21 protein-coding genes and 1 tRNA gene are annotated in these 18,437 nt (G+C 64.4%); 8 read left to right on the top strand and 14 right to left on the bottom strand.

Features of this window, described 5'->3' with window-relative positions; genetic code table 11:
* Nucleotides 1–136: 136 nt before the first annotated feature.
* Nucleotides 137–1,372 carry a tyrosine-type recombinase/integrase gene (locus AC51GR_RS21050; protein ID WP_496326604.1) on the top strand — a complete coding sequence of 412 codons (1,236 nt, stop codon included), beginning with the start codon at nt 137–139 and terminating at the stop codon, nt 1,370–1,372.
* Between the two features lie 52 nt (nt 1,373–1,424).
* Here the strand turns inward: AC51GR_RS21050 and AC51GR_RS21045 are convergent.
* Nucleotides 1,425–1,497: transfer RNA gene (locus tag AC51GR_RS21045), tRNA-Ala, on the bottom strand.
* 44 nt (nt 1,498–1,541) lie between these two features.
* On the bottom strand, nt 1,542–2,702 hold the full coding sequence (gene sepX, locus AC51GR_RS21040; RefSeq protein ID WP_496326603.1) for a divisome protein SepX/GlpR: 1,161 nt from the start codon (nt 2,700–2,702) through the stop codon (nt 1,542–1,544).
* 270 nt (nt 2,703–2,972) lie between these two features.
* Between sepX and AC51GR_RS21035 the strand changes: the two genes are divergently transcribed.
* Nucleotides 2,973–3,563, top strand: a complete 591-nt coding sequence (locus AC51GR_RS21035; RefSeq protein WP_496326602.1) for a dihydrofolate reductase family protein — start codon at nt 2,973–2,975, stop codon at nt 3,561–3,563.
* 21 nt (nt 3,564–3,584) lie between these two features.
* Here the strand turns inward: AC51GR_RS21035 and AC51GR_RS21030 are convergent, their stop codons facing one another.
* The 3 genes from AC51GR_RS21030 to AC51GR_RS21020 form a co-directional block, all read right to left on the bottom strand.
* A complete protein-coding gene (locus AC51GR_RS21030) occupies nt 3,585–4,238 on the bottom strand; it encodes a GNAT family N-acetyltransferase (protein WP_496326601.1) in 654 nt (217 codons plus the stop codon).
* Between the two features lie 9 nt (nt 4,239–4,247).
* Nucleotides 4,248–5,513, bottom strand: a complete 1,266-nt coding sequence (gene glp / locus AC51GR_RS21025; RefSeq protein ID WP_496326600.1) for a molybdotransferase-like divisome protein Glp — start codon at nt 5,511–5,513, stop codon at nt 4,248–4,250.
* Nucleotides 5,514–5,666: 153 nt separating this feature from the next.
* Nucleotides 5,667–6,614 (bottom strand): UTP--glucose-1-phosphate uridylyltransferase, encoded by a 948-nt coding sequence (locus AC51GR_RS21020; RefSeq protein ID WP_496326599.1) that lies wholly within the window; start codon nt 6,612–6,614, stop codon nt 5,667–5,669.
* Between the two features lie 133 nt (nt 6,615–6,747).
* On the opposite strand from AC51GR_RS21020, the gene AC51GR_RS21015 reads away from it, so the two are divergent.
* From AC51GR_RS21015 to mscL, 4 genes are all read left to right on the top strand, one after another.
* Nucleotides 6,748–7,305 (top strand): 5-formyltetrahydrofolate cyclo-ligase, encoded by a 558-nt coding sequence (locus AC51GR_RS21015; RefSeq protein ID WP_496326598.1) that lies wholly within the window; start codon nt 6,748–6,750, stop codon nt 7,303–7,305.
* A 65-nt stretch (nt 7,306–7,370) separates the two neighbouring features.
* The gene (locus AC51GR_RS21010) at nt 7,371–7,688 is read left to right on the top strand and encodes an FmdB family zinc ribbon protein (protein WP_496326597.1); all 318 of its coding nucleotides are present in this window, start codon (nt 7,371–7,373) and stop codon (nt 7,686–7,688) included.
* A gap of 97 nt (nt 7,689–7,785) precedes the next feature.
* Nucleotides 7,786–8,457: an SAF domain-containing protein gene (locus AC51GR_RS21005; protein WP_496326596.1), complete on the top strand. Its 672-nt coding sequence runs from the start codon at nt 7,786–7,788 to the stop codon at nt 8,455–8,457.
* A gap of 98 nt (nt 8,458–8,555) precedes the next feature.
* Nucleotides 8,556–9,446 (top strand): large conductance mechanosensitive channel protein MscL, encoded by an 891-nt coding sequence (gene mscL, locus AC51GR_RS21000; protein ID WP_496326595.1) that lies wholly within the window; start codon nt 8,556–8,558, stop codon nt 9,444–9,446.
* 316 nt (nt 9,447–9,762) lie between these two features.
* Here mscL and AC51GR_RS20995 read toward each other — a convergent pair whose 3' ends face one another.
* The 9 genes from AC51GR_RS20995 to rpmF form a co-directional block, all read right to left on the bottom strand.
* Entirely contained in the window at nt 9,763–10,422 is a 660-nt protein-coding gene (locus tag AC51GR_RS20995; RefSeq protein WP_496326594.1) for an MspA family porin, read from the bottom strand.
* 79 nt (nt 10,423–10,501) lie between these two features.
* Nucleotides 10,502–11,107: an MspA family porin gene (locus tag AC51GR_RS20990; RefSeq protein ID WP_496326593.1), complete on the bottom strand. Its 606-nt coding sequence runs from the start codon at nt 11,105–11,107 to the stop codon at nt 10,502–10,504.
* 384 nt (nt 11,108–11,491) lie between these two features.
* The gene (locus AC51GR_RS20985) at nt 11,492–11,677 is read right to left on the bottom strand and encodes a hypothetical protein (protein WP_496326592.1); all 186 of its coding nucleotides are present in this window, start codon (nt 11,675–11,677) and stop codon (nt 11,492–11,494) included.
* 11 nt (nt 11,678–11,688) lie between these two features.
* Entirely contained in the window at nt 11,689–12,336 is a 648-nt protein-coding gene (locus tag AC51GR_RS20980; RefSeq protein ID WP_496326757.1) for a MogA/MoaB family molybdenum cofactor biosynthesis protein, read from the bottom strand.
* Between the two features lie 75 nt (nt 12,337–12,411).
* Nucleotides 12,412–13,878: a S1C family serine protease gene (locus AC51GR_RS20975; protein WP_496326756.1), complete on the bottom strand. Its 1,467-nt coding sequence runs from the start codon at nt 13,876–13,878 to the stop codon at nt 12,412–12,414.
* Nucleotides 13,879–14,107: 229 nt separating this feature from the next.
* Complete coding sequence (locus tag AC51GR_RS20970; protein WP_496326755.1) at nt 14,108–15,511, bottom strand: ATP-binding protein; 1,404 nt, start codon at nt 15,509–15,511, stop codon at nt 14,108–14,110.
* 110 nt (nt 15,512–15,621) lie between these two features.
* Nucleotides 15,622–16,308, bottom strand: coding sequence for a response regulator transcription factor (locus AC51GR_RS20965; protein WP_496326591.1), 687 nt, complete (start codon nt 16,306–16,308; stop codon nt 15,622–15,624).
* Nucleotides 16,309–16,422: 114 nt separating this feature from the next.
* Nucleotides 16,423–17,034: a trimeric intracellular cation channel family protein gene (locus AC51GR_RS20960; RefSeq protein ID WP_496326590.1), complete on the bottom strand. Its 612-nt coding sequence runs from the start codon at nt 17,032–17,034 to the stop codon at nt 16,423–16,425.
* 91 nt (nt 17,035–17,125) lie between these two features.
* Complete coding sequence (rpmF, locus tag AC51GR_RS20955) at nt 17,126–17,299, bottom strand: 50S ribosomal protein L32 (protein WP_482137664.1); 174 nt, start codon at nt 17,297–17,299, stop codon at nt 17,126–17,128.
* A 282-nt stretch (nt 17,300–17,581) separates the two neighbouring features.
* Between rpmF and AC51GR_RS20950 the strand changes: the two genes are divergently transcribed.
* Both AC51GR_RS20950 and AC51GR_RS20945 read left to right on the top strand, forming a co-directional pair.
* The gene (locus AC51GR_RS20950) at nt 17,582–18,046 is read left to right on the top strand and encodes a hypothetical protein (RefSeq protein ID WP_496326589.1); all 465 of its coding nucleotides are present in this window, start codon (nt 17,582–17,584) and stop codon (nt 18,044–18,046) included.
* Complete coding sequence (locus tag AC51GR_RS20945; protein WP_496326588.1) at nt 18,043–18,342, top strand: transcriptional regulator; 300 nt, start codon at nt 18,043–18,045, stop codon at nt 18,340–18,342. The genes AC51GR_RS20950 and AC51GR_RS20945 overlap by 4 nt, the downstream gene beginning before the upstream one ends.
* Nucleotides 18,343–18,437 lie beyond the last annotated feature (95 nt).

Raw genomic sequence — 18,437 nt, 5'->3', positions numbered from 1 at the left:
AGTAGTCACCTGACTCAGAGCGGGTCGCCGACCCTGAATGCGTCAGCAACGGGCCGTGACCTGTGTCGCTACACCTGTCTCGCCAGTACCGCGAGAAGGGTCTCCTCTGGTCCGTCTGGTGTGCAAAAATTTCCCAATGAGCACCCACGGCACCGGCCAGAGACGGAATCAGCGCGCCGCAACGGTAGTGGATCGCTGGTTCACCAAGCGCCGGGACGACAGCGGCAAGCGCATTCCGTCGGCCTACAACGGCAAGGGCAAGCGCTGGCACGTGCGCTACGTCGACCCTGACGGGCTTGAGCAATTCGGTGGCAGCTTCGCGACGAAGCCCGACGCCGAGGCGAAGGTTGCCGAAATCAACACAGCCATGGCGACTGGCAACTACGTCACTCCACAAGCGGGCAAGGTCAGCGTCGAGACGGTCTACACCGGTTGGGCCAAGGCCCAGGGCCATATCTCGGCCAAGACTGAAGGAACACGCAAGAGCGTGTGGAGCTGCCACGTTCGGGACCATTGGGGACACCGCAACGTAGTCGACCTCAAGACTTCGGAGATCCGTCTATGGGTCGCTGGCTTGGCCGCCGATGAGGCAATCGGAACCACCACCATTGAGAATGCGTTCGGGCTGCTTCGGCAAGTCCTCGGCGCCGCCGTGGAAGACCGGCGACTCCCCCGCAATCCCTGCGATGGCGTAAAGCTGCCCAAGCGTGAGCATGCCGACCGTGGCTACCTGTCGCACGTGCAAGTGGCCGCTCTGACAGAGGCCGTCGAGCGCAATCCCGAGGTGGTTCGATTCCTGGCGTATACCGGGCTGCGATGGGGAGAGATGGCCGCGCTACGAGTCCAGGACTTCGACATGTTGCGACGCCGGGTCAACATCTCCCGAAGCGTGACGGAGGCGAAGGGCCTCACCTGGTCGACCCCGAAGACGCACGAACGCCGGTCGGTGCCGTTCCCGAAATCTCTGAGCGCCGAACTGTCAGCCCTGATGGTCGGGAGGTCTCGTGACGACCTCGTGTTCACAGACTCGCGAGGAAGCGTCCTTCGCGTGAGCAACTACCGGTCTCGCGTGTTCGCGGCGGCCGTGAAGATGTGCCAGACCCGCGATGAGACCTTCCCGACGATCACACCGCACGATTTGCGGCATACAGCGGCCAGCTTGGCGGTGTCAGCCGGGGCGAACGTGAAGGCAGTTCAGAGGATGCTCGGCCACGCTAAGGCAAGCATGACCCTCGACACCTATGCAGACCTATTCGACGATGACCTTGAGGCCGTGGCAGACGCCCTCGATATTGCCATCGGAAACGTTGCCGACGCCGGTAATAAACGGAACCAAAGTGTTTCTACTGCGGAACCTCTGCGGAACGCTTAGAGATTGCTAACGGATCGGCCTCGAATCCGAGGCTCTGACCTGGCACTTTAAGTGGAGCTAAGGGGAATCGAACCCCTGACCTTCTCGATGCGAACGAGACGCGCTACCAACTGCGCTATAGCCCCTTCGTTGCTCTCGCGAGCAACTTGAACAGGTTAACACTGGGTCGTTATTGGCCCACAACCCGACGGTACGAATCGTGATGATCGACGTCGTCGATGCGTGAAGCGGGCACGTAACGGGGCAAGTGGTCGAAGACCGGGTCTTCGTCGTCGATCTCCAGAACGATCGCTCCGGGACGGCGCAGGCGTGCGGGAATAGCGGCCCGGGGGTCGACCTCGGGATGTGCGCGGCGCGCTTCTTCCTCACGACGGGTACGGGCCAGACGACGCATCCGCTGCTGATAGATCCGCTGCTCGTTGCGCACCGCGCGACGCAGGAAGAACATGTAGCCCACCAGTGCAGTGAGCAGCAGACCGGCAGCGACCCAACCGGCCGTCCCGACGACGACACCCGCGAACATGCTGACCAGAGCCAGAGCACCCAACAGTGCCATCACCCGCTGGCGGAAGCGGTAGCGCTTGTCGCTGCGTTCGCGATCGGCTTCCGGATCGAAGCCGCCTCGGCGCGCACGGGGAGCCGAATTGTCTTCGGCCACTTCCTCGTCGGCGTCATCCTCGTCGTGGTCGGCGTATTCGGCGTCGTCCTCGAACTCGTCTTCTTCGTCGTCATGCTCAGCGTCTTCGAGCTCGGCCTCGTCGAGCTCACCGTCTTCGAGTTCGGCTTCTTCGAGTTCAGCTTCTTCGGAGTCCTCGTCGACCTCGGCCTCGAGGTCCTCTTCTACCTCAGCGACGGAATCGTCCTCGTCGGTTTCGGCGGCCTCGTCGACCGCGTCAGCATCAACCTCTGCCGCGTCGTCGGCTTCGGCCTCGATGTCGTCCTCAACCTCGGCCTCGACGGCATCAGCCTCGGCGACAACCTTTTTCAACACCGGAGTCTTTTCGACCTCCGGCGCTTCGGTGGCGACTGCGTCCTCGTCGACCTCGGTCACATCGACCTCGGGCTCCTTGACGGCCGTGGCAGTTCCTGATTTGGCGACCACCTTGCGGTATTCGCGAACCGGCGGTTCCCAGTCGGCGTCGTGCGGGTGCCGGCCAGAGGCCATCCGTCGTTTGGTCTTCGCAATGGTCCGGCCACCGCGGTGGAGCACGCGGGTTGCCAGCGCAGCATCAGATGTCTTGCGCACAGTCGGCCGCGACTTCACGACCATCGGCACCAGTACGAACAGCCAGATCGCCACCAGACACACCCACAACAGCGAGTTCGGCATGGGTAGCTCCTCCCTTCGGCAACCTTGCTCGACCAGTCAGCCGAGTGCACGTCTGTCACACCAGTAACAAGCGCTCCAAGCCAGGCTATGGCCATAGCGTCTTCGAGCAGCGATGACGCGCCGACAAACCCCCGATTTGTCGAGAGCAAATACACAGCAGTGGGCAACATCAGATCGACTGGTGTCAGCCATCGCTGAACTCCGTCGAACAAACCTTGACCGCGTCCCACGGCCTGGGCAGTTGGAGCGCGCCGTGCAAAGGTGGAGCGTATGCCAAAACTTGTGTACTACATCGGGATTTCGATCGACGGCTGCATCGCCGGGCCCGATGACGAGGTCGACTTTTATCCGATCACCGACGACTACATGCAGTGGATGCTGGACGAGTTCGGCGACGCCTTGCCCGGTCATATCCGCGCGCAGGTCGGCATTGCCGAGCGACCGCTGACCAAGTTCGGCCGCATCATCATGGGTCGTCGCACCTACGATCCAGCGCTGGCGCAGAACATCACGAGCCCGTACCCCCACCTCGACCAGTACGTCGTGTCCCGGGAACTGCGCGTCGACGATCCGGCGATCACGGTGATCCGAAACGAGCCCGCCGTCGCCGTCGACATGCTCAAAAAAGAGAACTCCGATCTGGACATCTACCTGGCCGGTGGCGGACAACTCGCCGGTCAGCTACTCCCCCAGATCGACGTGCTGGTGGTCAAGACCTACCCCGTCGTCGCCGGGGCCGGGCGGCCCGCTTTCGACACCCGGTTCAACCCGACGCAGTTCACCCTCGAGAACGTCGAGACCTTCTCCGGCGGCCACATCGTGTCGACCTACAGTCAGGAAACGACCAACTCCCTCGACTGACCAGTCCGCCATCTGATCTGGTCAGCGCGTTGCGCGACCGGAGCGCACCAGTGTTTCCACAGCGCCGCCGGGCAATTCTTCGATCGTCAACGCCAGGAGAAGATGGTCGCGCCACGCTCCGTTGACATCCATGTAGCGCTTGAGCAAACCCTCGTCCCGAAATCCCACCTTGTGGAGAACGGACAGCGACGCGGCGTTCTCGGGCTGAACGGTCGCTTCGAGCCGGTGCATCCCCACCGTCGAAAAGCAGTGGTCGACGCCCAGTGCCAGCGCGCCGGTGGCCACACCACGACTGGTGACGGCGGCATCGACCCAGTAACCGATCCAGGCATTGCGCAGCGCACCGCGCTGAATGTTGCCCACGGTGAGCTGTCCGCAATATTCGCCATTGAGCTCGATGACCATCGGCAGCATGTTCCCGGCCCGCGCCTCGGCGCGGAGCACCGAATGCAATCCGGGCCAGGCCGCCGGGTTGTGCCGGGCCGACCACAGTCCGCTGCCGGTGGGTTCCCATGGCATCAACGAGTTCTGATTCTCGATCCGCAGGCGGCTCCACGCCCGCGCATCACGCAGCCGGACCGGGCGGACCGTGACGCTGCCCCCTGCGACCCCGATCGGACCCAACTTGGCCGGCCACCCGCGCCGCGAGGTTTCCCCTCTGCTCCAGGCAAACACAGTGCAGTCTTACCCGCGCTGCGCCAGGAAAGCCACATCGACCTCGTCGCCGGGCCGCAACTCCACATCCTCGGGTTCGATGATCACGAGGCAGTTGGCCTCGGCGAGCCCGGCCAGCAGGTGCGAGCCGCCGTCGGGCGCGGAGATCACCTGGGCCAGATATTCACCGGTCTGTTCGTCTCGCATCAGCTGTCCCCGCAGATATCCGCGACGACCTTCGACCGACGTGATCGCACCCACGGTCCGGGCGCGCACCACGCGACGCATCGGCTGGCGCTTGCCCATCGCGATCCGGATCAGCGGCCGCACCATGACCTCGAAGGCCACCAGTGCACTGACCGGATTCGCGGGCAGCAAGAAGGTGGGGACCTCGTCCCGTCCGAGCTGACCGAAACCCTGGACCGACGCCGGGTACATCGCGATCCGGGTGATCTCGAGCTCGCCGAGTTCGGCGAGGGCTTCTTTGATCGACTCGGACGCGGCACCACCGACCGGGCCGGTGATGACGACGATCTCGGACCGAATCAGTTGTCCCTCAACAATTTCGCGCAGTTGGGTCGGCTCGCTGTCGGCAATGCCGACCCGGTTCACGTCGGCGCCGGCATCACGTGCGGCCGCGGCCAGGGCATAGCTGTTGACGTCGTAGACCTGTCCGCCGCCGGCGGTGCGATCGATGTCGACCAGCTCGCCACCGATCGAGATCACCGACAGTCGCGGCCGGGGGTGGACCAGAACCCGCTCACATCCGACCGCGGCCAGCAACCCGACCTGCGCCGGACCGATGATCGTCCCGGCCCGCACGGCCACATCACCGGGCTGCACATCGGCACCCTCGTGACGGACGTACTGACCGCTGCGCACCGCATGCCCGACGCGCACCTTCGGCAGACCGCCGTCGGTCCAGCGACGCGGGACCACGGCGTCCGCGAGCGTCGGCAGCGGGGCGCCGGTTTCCACCCGGACCGCCTGCCGCGGTTGCAGCCGCGTCGGTGTTCGGGAGCCCGCCTTGAGTTCTCCGACCACCGGAAGGACCACGATCACATGGTCCCCCGGCGACTCGGAGTCATCGCCGGCGATACTGCCCGCTTCGGCGACATCGACACTGCGCACCGCGTAGCCATCGATGGCCGACTGATCAAATCCGGGAAGCGGCCGGTCGGCCGTCACATCCTCGGCACAGAGCAGACCTTGCGATTCGGAGATCGCCACCCGTACCGGCCGAGGTGCCACCGCTGCAGCGGTCACCCGACTCAGCTGATCCTCCACCGAACGCACCGATCATCTCCTCTCACCCCGCCCTGACCACGTGAGCCGATATGGCACGGGAGTCTGCACACACGCAAGACATGACGTTAGCGGGTTTCGACGACCGAACCGGTCCACCGGCCCGGCAGTTCGGGCGCGTTGTCGAAAATTCTCAGGTAGCCCTTAGACACCGAGGCGCTGAACGAGCCACTCCCGAAGTTCGGGACCGTAGTCGTCGCGGTCGAGCGCGAGGTCGACCGACGCCTTCAGGTACCCGCCCGGGTTGCCCAGATCGTGTCGGGTGCCGCGGTGCACGACCACGTGGACCGGATGTCCTTCTTCGATCAGCAGGGCGATGGCGTCGGTGAGCTGCAATTCGCCGCCGGCACCGGGCTTGATGCGGCGCAGGGCGTCGAAGATGGCCCGGTCGAGGATGTACCGACCGGCAGCCGCGTAGTTCGAGGGCGCATCTTCGGCCTTCGGCTTCTCGACCATGCCTTTGAGCTTCATCACGTTCGGGTTGATCGCGTCGGGCAGTTCCTCGACGTCGAAGACGCCGTACGCGCTGAGCTTGTTGGTGGGGACCTCGATCGCGCACAGGACGGTGCCGCCACGCCGCGCGCGGGTCCGCGCCATCACTTCGAGCACGCCGGAGGGCATCACGAGGTCGTCGGGCAGCAACACCGCGACCGCGTCCTCATCGTCGTCGAGCTGTGCCTCGACGCAGCCGACCGCGTGGCCCAGACCGAGCGGCTTCTCCTGGATCACCGAGGCGACCTCCAGCAACGACGGCGCGTTGCGGACCTTCGCCAGCATCTTGTCCTTGCCGCGCGACTCCAGCGTGTGCTCGAGCACGAGGTCCTCGACGAAGTGGGCGACGACGCCGTCCTTGCCGGGCGAGGTGATGATCAGCAGGCGCTCGGCACCGGCGGCCTTGGCCTCTTCTGCCACCAGTTCGATGCCCGGGGTATCGACAACCGGGAGAAGCTCTTTCGGGACCGTTTTGGTCGCAGGAAGAAAGCGTGTTCCCAAACCCGCGGCAGGAACTATTGCGGTCCGCGGAATAGGGGGTGTTCCGGGGACCGATTCGTATTCCATCTCATCGGTCGGGCTCATCTTCGCATCAATCATTTTCCACCCTACTTTGCTTAATGACGGCATCCAGGGATAAACCTATCGGCAGATCGCTTCGGATGAGAGGCTGCACCCCATCAAATACACGAAGATTACTTTGCGTAAACACCTACAGAGGGCTCGCGCGAATATGTCACCGCAGGTTAAAGCGGCGGCGGACACCCGCCTTGTGACATGGATCGCCCACCTGGAAGATACCGAGCAGTTGGCAGGCGACACCGCCACGATCGCCGCCTACGTGCCGGTCGGTACCGAACCCGGATCGGTCGCCATGCTCGACGCGCTGCGCGATCGTGGTCACCGCGTGTTGCTCCCGGTGGTCGGCCCCGGTCCCCCCGCCCCGCTGAGCTGGTCGGATTACGACGGACCCGAGTCGCTGGCAACGGGCCGGTTCGGCCTGCTGGAACCGACGGGCGCGATCCTGACGAGCGACGCGATCACCACCGCCGACCTGGTCCTGGTCCCGGCGCTGGCCGTCGATCGCAACGGGGTCCGGCTCGGTCGAGGCGCGGGCTATTACGACCGCACCATCGCCGCGGTCGACACAAAACGCCTGGTGGCCGTCGTGTACGACGACGAGGTGCTCGACGCGATCCCCGCAGACGAGCTGGACGTGCCGATGGGATGGAGTCTGACACCCGCAGGCGGCTTCACCGCCCTGGAACAACCCGACCCTGGCACTCGTTAACGTAGAGTGCCAACTGCGCTGTAGAATCCACAAAGTTCTCGGCTAAATACTTCCGGAGGTCCTCGGTGCCCACTTATTCGTATGCTTGTACACAGTGCGATAACCGCTTCGACATCGTGCAGTCGTTCAGCGACGATTCGCTGACCGAATGCCCACAATGTGCCGGTAAGCTGCGCAAACTGTTCAACAGCGTCGGCATCGTCTTCAAGGGCAGCGGCTTCTACCGCAACGACAGCCGGTCGACCTCGACCAGCAGCGAGGCGAGCTCCAGCGACTCCTCGAGCAAGAAGGAGTCGAGCTCCTCGTCGTCGTCGAGCGATTCGAGCAGCAGCTCGTCGACCAGCTCTTCAACCCCCAGCGCGCCGGCCGCAACAGCGTCCTGAACCGGCGTTGGTCCACAGTGGCAGCGCCTGCCCACAGCTCGGCCGGGTAGGCGCCTGTCCACCGGATTTTGCAGTGCTGCTGACCTAGCGTTCGGCCATGCCCGAACGCAATCCACTTCAACCCACCGCCCTCGACCGCTTGAGGCACGCACTGCGCCCCGGCTGGACGCGCGCGCTTCTGCTTCGACGGATCTGCGCTGCGGCATTGCTGGTGACGGCGCTGGTCGCGGCCGTGGCGGCCCAGCGCGACCACGAGCTGCGGTCCGTCGTTGTCGCCGCCCGTGACATCGCCCCCGGGATCCATCTGACCTCTGATGACCTCGAGGTCCGCCAGATCGACGCCGCCGCCATCCCGGCGGGCGCGGTCACCGACCCCTCGAATCTGGTCGAACAAACGGTCACGGGCCCGGTCCACCCGGGTGAGATCTTCACCGACACCCGGGTGCTGTCCAGCCGCCTGCCCGCTGCCCTGTTGGGGCGCGAGGACGCGCGCCTGGTCCCGGTGACCCTGTCCGACTCGTCCATCGTCGACCTTCTCCGGGAAGGCGACGTGGTGGACGTGCTGAGCATCGACGACTCACCCGATGGCGAAGCACCGTCGGCGTCAACCGTTTTGGTGAAGAACGCCGTGGTGGCACTCGTATTCGCCCCCGGCCCAGCGGGATCAGGCCGCGATGCCCGACCGACCGTCTTGGCCATGCCCGAACGGGATGCGCACCGTGTCGCCGTCGCAACCCTCGCCGGGCCGATCACCGTGGTCTTTCACTGAATCCGCATGTTCCATCCACTATCGGGGTCGATAGATGGTTAAGATCGAAAAATGTTCCCCAGCATATGCGCGTTTTCCCAGGTGGGAAGGACCACGACATGTTAAAGGGCTTCAAAGACTTCCTCATGCGAGGGAACGTCGTCGACCTGGCCACCGCCGTTGTGGTCGGTGCTGCATTCACCGCCATTGTCACGGCGTTCACCACCAACATCATTGAACCTCTGATCAATTCACTCGGAGGAACAGATGCGGCAGAGGGCCTCGGTTTCACAATTCTCGACGGCAACCCCGAGACGTTTGTAGATATCGGTGGATTGATCACCGCGATCATCAACTTCGTGATAATTGCCGCAATTGTGTATTTCGTAATTGTGATGCCTTACGAAAAATTGAAGGCATTTGCCGCCCAGGACGGTGACGACGCGGTCGCGTTGTCTGAATCCGAATTGCTCACCGAGATCCGCGACATTCTGCAAGGTAAAGATCCGTCGGAGGAGAAGGCCAAGATCGCGGCGGCCAAGAGCACACAGACCGATAAGGACGAGGCGTACATCGAGCGGGCCAACGAGGGCCGCTCGTCCGCACCGATGGCGGGGGCCGCCGGCGCTGCCGGCGCCTACGGCGCGTCCGAGGCAGGCACCCAGCAGTTCTCCGCCCAGACCGAACAACCCGGGCGCCGGCCCGAACAGCCGGGCCGCCCGCCGTCGTACCCACAGAGCCCCCCGTCGGGCTTCCAGCCGCCGACAGGCCCGCCGCCCCATAACGATCCACTCAGCGGCCCACCGCAGGGCTACCAGCCACCGGCAGGCCCCCCTCCCGGCTACAACCCGAATCAGCCGCCGCAGCGTTCAGGACCGCCTCAATACGGGCCCCCGGACTACGGTCCACAGAACCCCGGGTACCGACCCGATCCGTTGAGCGGCCCGCCCCCGGGTTACGTTCCGCCCCCGGAGCGCCCCGACGACGGCCCCGGACGACACAGCCAGTAATTCGAACCGCATATCCACAAACCGGCTGCCCGCACATTCTTTGTGCGGGCAGCTGGCATTTCGTGACCACTGGACCCGCCGGTTGAACGACTTTCCGGTCGCCGGGGGTGCTGCACAGCAGCAATGCGCGGTCCGGCCTCGCGCAGTTCAAGAGGTTTACTCCCACGGCACGAATTGATCCGTGGCCCTTCCCATTCAGCCGTGGCGCAGCAATTCGAAATCGGATCACCAACACCGGGTGCGGAAACAACAAAAGCCGGGACACCTTGTGGCGTCCCGGCTTTCGTTGATATTCAGTTGTCGAGCAGGCTTGCTATCAGCCGATGCTGAACGGCTTGCCGTACAGGGTCACAATGCCGGTGGTCGATTCGGTCTCGACGGTCACCTTCACGTAGGCCTTGGCCTCAGCGAAACCGGCGCAGCCGTGGACTGCGAAGGTTTCCTGGCTGTAGGCGATGCCACCGGTCGCGCCCTCGAAATCGAAGCCGCTGTTGTTGCCGTCGGAATCAGAGAAGAAGGCAACGTACTTGGCTTCACCGGGAGAAAGCGTGAAACTTGCTTCACCACCGGCGTTGTATGCCGGTTCGATCATCGAACCGGAGTCTTCGCCGGTCGGCAATGTCGCCTCTACACCGCCGCCGGCACCGGCGCCGGCACCGAAGTTCAGCTGGCAACCAACGATGTAACCGGCTTCGACGTTGCCGCCTTCAGCGCCACCGGAGATGTTGACGGCGATTTTGCCGTCCATCCATACGTTGCGGCTGGTCGGGATGGCAGACATCGCCGGGCTGATGGTCGACTTCTCGCCGAACAGGCTGACCGTCACCGAGGTGCCGTCGTCGAGGGTCTGGGTTACTTTGCCACCGGGGAGCGGTCCGGCGCCTGCGGCACCGACGCCCATCGTGGCGAGCGCCACTGCGGATACACCGGCGATACCGGCGGCCGCCGCGAGACGACGCGAGGTTGTGTTCTTCATGATTCCCCTTACGGAAATATCAATCTGCTTGCGGCAGATAAAAGTGTTTCAAGACTTGGGCGGGATTATCTGCCGACGATCAGTTGAGGCTGAACGGCTGGCCGTAGAGGGTCGACTTCACAACGAAGTCACCGGTGGTGACGACGGTCGAGAAGGCGCGAGCCTGGGCGTATCCGCCACACTGCTGCACGTCGATGCCCTGGTTCTTGTACTGGATCGACGCGTCATTTCCGTCGAAGTCCTTGCTGCCCAGGGAAACAAAGACAGCCTGACCCGGGCTCAGCGGGATAGACAGCGAACCGGAGAGTCCACCGGTGAGACTGAGGACGTCAAGGCTGGCGCCCAGTCCACCGGAGAAGCCGGTGATGTCGATCTGGCAGCCAACGATGTAACCGGTGGTCAGCGTTCCCGCCGAACCGCCCGAGTAGACCTTGACCTTGCCGTTGACCTCGGCGGAGCGGCCTGCACCGTTGTTGGCGAGCGACGGAACCGGGTAAGCACTCTCGCCGGTGCGCTCGATCTTGATCACGGTGCCATCGATGCCTTCAGTGACCTTGCTGCCCGAAGCCAGCGGGCCTGCGGCGGCGTTTCCGGCGCCCATGCTGGCCAAGCCGATGGCAGCAACCGCGGTAATGGCTCCAGCGCCGACAACGCGGCGCAGACCGAACATGCTGAACTTGCTCATTCGTTCCCTCTCACAGGATTGCTGTGTAATCCAAACTCAACCAAATCGTGAGCCTGAAGTGACCTGACGGTTGGTCGGAATACTCCATGGAACGCGTTAACAGGCGGCAAGCCCGACGTTTCCCTGACGTTAATTCCAGCCGTACGTTCATGTCCTTCCACGAACACCCTCGGGGGCGCATCGCGGGACACTTCCAGCCCCCGCACTGGTACTGGACGTATCGAGCGGAACGTTAGTGTGCTGGGCGAATGCAAGCAACAGTTAGCAGTAAGCCTGACCTAAATACCGAGATCCGCTGTCCTGCACCGACAATTGTCGATGATGCATATAATTTGGTTAACAACTCGTTAAACCGCAGGACCCGGGCTGTGACGAAAACGGTATTCACTCGTGATGTGGTGGCCGGTTAACGATAAACCATTCGTCAGACTGCATATCCACACGTGTGTGATCTTCGTCACACTGGCCGTTTGGGCGCTCATCACGGGTGGTCGCCGGCAGTTCGTCGCCGAATATTTTGTCCAGCTCCGCTCGCGACAACTTGCGTTTGCCCACCGATTTCTCCGCCACGACAACCAGATTCAGAACTCTGAGATCGACGCGATGAGGTGCTTGGCCATGGGCGTGATGGTGGCCATCCCGTCGCGTACGGCCGCCCGCGAGTTGGCGAGGTTGACAACGATCGTCTGTCCCGAGATACCGGCCAGGCCCCGCGACAAACCGGCGTCCATCGCACCGGCCGCCAAACCCGAACTCCGCAGGGCTTCTTCGATGCCAGGCAACTTGCGGTCGAGCAGATCTTCGGTCGCCTCCGGGGCAACGTCACGTCCACCGACACCGACAGCACCGACCGAGATCACCAGGTCGACGCCACCGATCACCGCGGTGTTGAGGGCGTTACGAATCTCGACCTCGTCAGATTCCACGGCGACGACCGCATCGACGTGAAAACCTGCCTCTTCGAGCAACTCCCCGACCAGGGGCCCGATCAGCGCCTGATCTTCGCCATGCGCGGCACGATCGTCGACAATGACCACCAGAGCCCGTCCCAGAACCTCTTCGGCCAAGTTCAACGACCTCATCTGATTTCCTTCCGCCTCGACCTCTCCCACCTGGGCGGCAAGCCGGGCTGCCGCGGCATCTGCCGCAACCGCATCGGCCTCGCGGATCTCCAGGCCGGAGATGACACCATCTCCGAGTGGAACTCTATCTGTCGGGATGACCGACACCGAGCGCAGTGGTCCACCCGCTGCGGCGTCGGTCGATTTCGGATCAGCAATTGTCAGGTCTGGGAATTTCACGATCTATCGGCCTCCGGTATCCAGGGTGTCGAGGGTTACCTCGGCTGTTTTGCTTTGTCCGTTCACCTCGTAGGTGATTTCGACCTTGTCGCCGGGTGCGTATGACCGAACAGCGGCGATCAGGGCATCGCCCGAGGAGATCACCCGGTCGTTGACCCTGGTGACCAACGCCCCGTTCGGGATACCGGCGTCTGCGGCCGCGCCACCCGGTTGTACGTCACTGATCAGCGCACCGGGTTGGTCGGCCGACGGTGAACCCGAACGGACCGACACACCCAAGCCCGCCTGGGTGGCCTTGCCCGTCGTCTCGAGTTCGTTCGCGACGCGGATCGCCTGGTCTACGGGGATGGCGAACCCGAGCCCGATGCTGCCGCCCGACTCGCCCTCGGAAAGGCTGGCGATGGCGGTGTTGATCCCGATCAGTGCCCCGTTGGCATTCACCAGCGCACCGCCGGAGTTACCGGGGTTGATCGCGGCGTCGGTCTGGATCGCATCCATCACCGAGGCCTGGCCGCTCTGGGCGCCCTGCGTCGAGACCGGCCGGTTGAGCGCACTGATGATGCCCGTGGTCACCGTGCCGTCAAGGCCCAACGGGGCGCCGATCGCGATCACTTCCTGACCGACCACCAAATTGTCCGACGTGCCGATCTGAATCGGGGTCAACCCGGTCTTGTCGACCTTGATCACCGCGATGTCGGAGATGGTGTCGGCTCCGACAATCGTTGCAGTGGCGGTGCTTTCGTCGTTGAAGACCACGATCACCTCGGCGTTGGAACCAGCCCCGGAGACCACGTGGTTGTTGGTCATGATCGTGCCGTCCTCGGTGAGGACCACACCGGACCCCGACCCCGCCGATTGACTGCCGATGACCTTGATCGACACGACCGACGGGAGCACCTTCTGCGCCACCGCCTGCACGGACCCTTCGGGGGCGGCGACCGGTTGCGTATTGTCGCGGTCCCCACCGAGAACTCCGCTGCTGTTACCGGGAGAGCCCGACGAATCATCTGCGACGTTCGCCCCGATGACGCCACCCACACCGCCGGCGACCAGGGCCACGACCAGGGCCCCGATGGCGATCCCGGCCTTGAGACCACCCGAGCGTCCGGCCGGCTGCGATGCCGGGGCGGTCCCCGGCGGGTATGACTGAGGACCTGCCGACCGGGCGTCACCGGCGCCGAATTGGCTTGTCGGATTGGCTGATCCATAGCCGGGGTACGGCGACTGCTGACCGGGGTGGGCACCCGGTGACTGCGGATCAGCTTGTGGGCCATAGGGATTGCCGGGCTGCTGCCCGTAAGACGAAGGCTGCTGGGCAGATCGGGGATCAAACGACGCGGGACGAGAAATGGGCTCGCCGCCCTGACCCCATCCCGCCGGTCCGGCAGGACCACCGGCACCTGGTTGGTTCGAGAATCCGCCACCCCCGGGGGTGCTCGATCCCCGTTCGTTGTCGTCGTTGCCGCCCATATCCCACGCGCTTTCTGCCAGGCGCACCAATGCGCTCTCGTTGCCGGCCGAAATCCCGGCACTGCTACATACCCTGCTACGTCGGCCTGAGATGTCGCTGAGACGCCGCTGTTGGTTTGCCCCTCAATTCTCGCACTCACGGGGGCCGCCAACGAGCGGTTCGGCCCGTTCAGATGACACGGACGGTCAAAGAGGCGACGAGCGCACCGAACACACCGTCCGCAACGGACTACTGCTGAACGACGCGCGGCGCGATCTCGGCAGGGGTGGGCGAGCCTGGCAATGTAATGGTCAGCAGCGCACCACCGGCATCGGATTGACCGGCGACCACGGTCCCGCCATGGCGAACCACCACTTGCCGGACGATCGCCAGACCGAGGCCCGAACCCGGCATCGAACGGGCTGCGGTCGACCGGTAGAACCGTTCGAAGATCAGTTGCCGGTCCTCCGGCGGAATGCCCGGTCCGGCATCGGCGACGGTCAATTCCGCGCGGTTGGGCTCGACCTGGGTCAGTTTCACCACCACGGGACATCCCGGCGGACTCCATTTGGCCGCGTTGTCGAGCACGTTGAGCACAGCCCGCGACAGGCCCGCACTCTCCCCGAACACGAACCACGGGTTGACATGGACATCGAAATCCACGTCGCTGCGGCGTCGACGCACCCGTTCCAGGCTGCGGTCGATCACCTCCGCGAGATCGATCTCCTCGTGCACCACCTCGGGGGCATCCTCCCGGGCGAGGTCGACGAGGTCGCCGACCAACGTCGACAACTCCTCGATCTGCGCCATCAGATCGGCGCGCAACTCGGCCATGTCGGACTCGGGAACCTCCCGGGCGCCGGGCTCGGACGAGGCGATCAGCAATTCAAGGTTGGTCCGCAACGACGTCAGTGGCGTCCGCAGCTCGTGACCGGCGTCGGCGACCAACCGGGACTGGCGGTCCCGCGATTCGGCCAGCGCCCGCAGCATGAGGTTGAAACTCTCTGTCAGTCTTGCCAACTCGTCGTTGCCGACCACCGGGATCGGTGTCAGGTCGTCGGTTCTGGCCACCCGTTCGGCAGCGCGGGTCAACCGCGCCACCGGCCGCAAACCCGCTCTGGCGACGGTTGTTCCGGCCACCGCTGCCAGGATGATGCCACAGCCGCCGATCACCCCGAGCACCCACGCCAACCGCCCGAGCACGTCGTCGGTGTCCCCGAGGCTCTGCGAGATGATCAGCGTATTGCCGTCGACGAGCTTGCGCGCCAACACCCGCTGATTGTTCGAGGTCCGCAACGACGACTCCGACTCGCCGTCGACGACCTCCTGCTCGGCATCACCGTAGGGCACACTGCCGATCTGAAAACCCCGCCCGCCGGGCATGACCAGCGCCACGGACATGTCGGTGGAGTACACCGTGCCGGCGACCAGGGACTCCGGCGAATCATCGAGGACGCCCATCCGGGCCAGCTCGGTCATCCCGTTGGCCCGGTTGGTCAGCTGTGAATCGACATCGGCGTACATCGCTCGGTACACCACCGCGAAGGCGGCGGCGGCCATGACGGCCACCGCGATACCGACCACGGTGGCGGCCAGGATGGTGATCCGCCAACGCAGAGAGATGGTGCGGGTCAGCGGCGTCGGCTTACGCATCTGACGCGGCAGTTGATCGGCCGGGACGAGGTTCGTCGGACGTTGTGGAGTGATCGGCCCGGTCGGGGTCGACTGCCGATGGTAAAAACTCACAGTTCACAGCTCACGATCTACGGCGGGGTCTCCCGCAGGACGTAACCGACGCCCCGCACGGTGTGGATGAGTCGGATCTCGCCCTCGGCTTCGGTCTTACGACGCAGATAGCCCACGTAGACCTCCAGCGCGTTGCCCGACGTCGGAAAGTCGTAGCCCCACACCTCTTCCAGGATGCGGCTACGGGTCAGGACGCGACGCGGGTTGGCCATCAGCATCTCCAGCAGCGCAAACTCGGTGCGCGTCAAGCTGATCGGCCGGCCGTTACGGGTGACGTCCCGGGTGACCGGATCCATCGTGAGATCTTCGAAGGTCATCGCCTCCGAGTCCGGCGGCGCTTCGGTTGCCGCACGGCGCATCAACGCCCGCAGTCGCGCCAGGAGTTCTTCGAGGGCAAAGGGCTTGGGCAGATAGTCGTCGGCACCGGCGTCGAGGCCCGCCACCCGCTCGGACACCGAGTCGCGTGCGGTCAGGACCAGGATCGGCAGATCGTCGCCGGTGCTGCGGAGTCGACGGCAGACCTCCAACCCGTCCAGGCGCGGCATCATCACATCGAGCACGACCGCATCGGGCCGCTCGCTGGTGATTTTCTCCAGAGCTTCCACACCGTCTCCGGCAGTGACCACCGTGTACCCGTTGAACGTCAGGGACCGGCGCAGAGATTCGCGAACGGCGCGATCGTCGTCCACAACAAGAATGCGCATGACAACAGTCTTACGTGACCTGCTGAGAGAGCGCTGAGTAATCCCCCGGCGCGCCGCGCCTCACCGCATCGGTATCGGGCTTCGGACCCGGCCGGCCAGGTGCCCGTCGACAGGTCAGGCCGACCGCCGCGGGGCCATCGGCAGATGCCAGTTGAACTGCAGGCTCGCCATCCGCAACGCGGTTGCCAGGACGGCGCCGCCGACCATGCCCCACGCCGGCCAGCCCTGCCCGGCTGCGATCACCACGAGCAGCGCCCCGCACATCGCCGGGACCGCGTAGAGGTCGGTCGGGCGCAACAGCAACGGCACCTCCCCGGCGAGGACATCGCGCAGGACGCCGCCACCGATCGCCGTGGTGATACCGATGAGGACGGCAGCCATCGCACTCGCGTCGTGGTCGAGGGCAAGTGACGCGCCGGTGACCGCGAACACGGCCATGCCGACCGCGTCGAGGACCAGGATCGCCCGAAACAACTTGTTGAACGCCGGATGGAAGAAGAACGTGATCAGCCCGGAGATCAATGCAATGGTCAGGTTGGGCCAATGCTGCACCGAGGTGGGCGGCGTGATGCCGAGCAGGAGGTCGCGGACGATGCCACCACCGACACCGGTGACCGCACCCATCGACAGGATCCCGAAGAGGTCGAAGTCCTTGCGGATGCCGACCAGGGCGCCCGAGCATGCGAAGACCGCGATGCCCGCGTAATTCAGTACGTCCTGCAACACCGCAGGCCTTCCCTGCCTCAGGTTCCGGGCACAACAAAAGGCTGACCGTCAGTTCGACGGCCAGCCTCTGCGTTGAGCCTTGGGGGCTAGATCAGCGGCGATCGAGATCGACGAGGCCCAGCTTCACGGCCTTGACCAGGCGACGGGGCACGCGATGAGCGACGCCACCAACCTTGACCTCTTGCAAGACCGGGTTGTCGGCCTTCCACTGCGAGCGGCGGCTACGAGTATTCGACCGCGACATCCGGCGCTTCGGTACAGCCATGATTCAGCCCTTCATTTCTTCGTTTACGTATCGGGGTTTGTGCGTGTCCGTTCGCCATCTCGGCATTCGGACTTCTGCACTCGTCCTGCGGTGCCTGGTACCCGATGCGCACCCCAGTGGAAAGGAGTGCGAGTCGGAGCTGACATCGACAACCTCTAGAGGGTACCGGTTACCCCCCTCTCAATCCAAAGCGAGTCCGAATCCAGGGCCCGACCAGGGCATCAAGCCCGTCGACGGTCACTATACTTGCAGTGTTGGAAAGTTATTCCTATGCTTTCCAACATGGAAAGTTATGAGGCGCGTGAACTCCTGAAAATCGCCGAACGCGCCGAAGCCTCGCCCTATGTCGACCACCCACCGACACCGTGGTGGTACTACCCCGCAGTCGGCGGCTGGGCGGCGGCGATGATCGGCGCCTTCGCCTGGTGGCGCGAGAGCATCGGGCTCTTCGTTGGATCGATGGCCGCACTGATCGTCGTCGAGTTCGTCTTCCTCGGCTGGATGAGCAGGCGGCACGGCGCGTTTCCCATGCCAGGCAAGGGCGCGCCGCCTGCCGAGATCCGGGTGGAATGGAATCGCTACTTCCTGGCACTGCCGATTGTCGCCGGGCTGATCGCCTCGGCGTGGTGGCTCGGTGGCGTTGCGCCGGCAGCGGTGGTCGCCTTCGTCCTCATCACCTGCGGGCTGATGATCTACGAACGGCGCTACGCCAAGGCAGCGGCGGCGGTTCGGGTGCGGCTGGCATGATCGACGGCCTCGACCCGGTGATCCATGCCCCAAAACGCCTCGCCGCCATGGCGATTCTGGCCAACAGCACCACGGCGTCGTTCAAGTTCCTCAAGGAACACCTGGACCTGACCGATTCGGACTTGTCCAAGCAGATGTCGGCCCTCGAGTCGGCCGGGTACCTGACGGCGTCAAAAGCCGGCCACGGCCGGGGCAGCAGCACCACCTACCGGATCACCGCATCCGGCAAACGGGCCTACCTCGCGTACAGAACTGCACTACAGATCCTGCTCAACGGCGCCCCCGCCCCCCGATGATGTGCCGTTTTGGCGACAGAATGCCCAGGTCGGCTCCGCCAAAACGGCACATCATCGGGATTTACACTGGCCTGACCGGGCCGAAGCCCACTACG

The sequence above is a fragment of the Williamsia sp. z71 genome (assembly GCF_059553375.1).
The sequence above is the reverse complement of the archived record's forward strand: the minus strand, read 5'-3'. Positions and strand labels throughout refer to the sequence as shown.

Excerpts from the sequence above, each read along its gene's own strand:
- AC51GR_RS20950 (WP_496326589.1), top strand. The coding sequence starts at position 17,582 with ATGGAAAGTTATGAGGCGCGTGAACTCCTGAAAATCGCCGAACGCGCC.
- AC51GR_RS21035 (WP_496326602.1), top strand. The coding sequence starts at position 2,973 with ATGCCAAAACTTGTGTACTACATCGGGATTTCGATCGACGGCTGCATC.
- AC51GR_RS20970 (WP_496326755.1), bottom strand. The coding sequence starts at position 15,511 with ATGCGTAAGCCGACGCCGCTGACCCGCACCATCTCTCTGCGTTGGCGG.
- sepX (WP_496326603.1), bottom strand. The coding sequence starts at position 2,702 with ATGCCGAACTCGCTGTTGTGGGTGTGTCTGGTGGCGATCTGGCTGTTC.
- rpmF (WP_482137664.1), bottom strand. The coding sequence starts at position 17,299 with ATGGCTGTACCGAAGCGCCGGATGTCGCGGTCGAATACTCGTAGCCGC.
- AC51GR_RS21005 (WP_496326596.1), top strand. The coding sequence starts at position 7,786 with ATGCCCGAACGCAATCCACTTCAACCCACCGCCCTCGACCGCTTGAGG.
- AC51GR_RS21050 (WP_496326604.1), top strand. The coding sequence starts at position 137 with ATGAGCACCCACGGCACCGGCCAGAGACGGAATCAGCGCGCCGCAACG.
- AC51GR_RS20975 (WP_496326756.1), bottom strand. The coding sequence starts at position 13,878 with ATGGGCGGCAACGACGACAACGAACGGGGATCGAGCACCCCCGGGGGT.
- mscL (WP_496326595.1), top strand. The coding sequence starts at position 8,556 with ATGTTAAAGGGCTTCAAAGACTTCCTCATGCGAGGGAACGTCGTCGAC.
- AC51GR_RS21015 (WP_496326598.1), top strand. The coding sequence starts at position 6,748 with ATGTCACCGCAGGTTAAAGCGGCGGCGGACACCCGCCTTGTGACATGG.
- AC51GR_RS21020 (WP_496326599.1), bottom strand. The coding sequence starts at position 6,614 with ATGATTGATGCGAAGATGAGCCCGACCGATGAGATGGAATACGAATCG.
- AC51GR_RS20990 (WP_496326593.1), bottom strand. The coding sequence starts at position 11,107 with ATGAGCAAGTTCAGCATGTTCGGTCTGCGCCGCGTTGTCGGCGCTGGA.
- AC51GR_RS20945 (WP_496326588.1), top strand. The coding sequence starts at position 18,043 with ATGATCGACGGCCTCGACCCGGTGATCCATGCCCCAAAACGCCTCGCC.
- AC51GR_RS20995 (WP_496326594.1), bottom strand. The coding sequence starts at position 10,422 with ATGAAGAACACAACCTCGCGTCGTCTCGCGGCGGCCGCCGGTATCGCC.
- AC51GR_RS20965 (WP_496326591.1), bottom strand. The coding sequence starts at position 16,308 with ATGCGCATTCTTGTTGTGGACGACGATCGCGCCGTTCGCGAATCTCTG.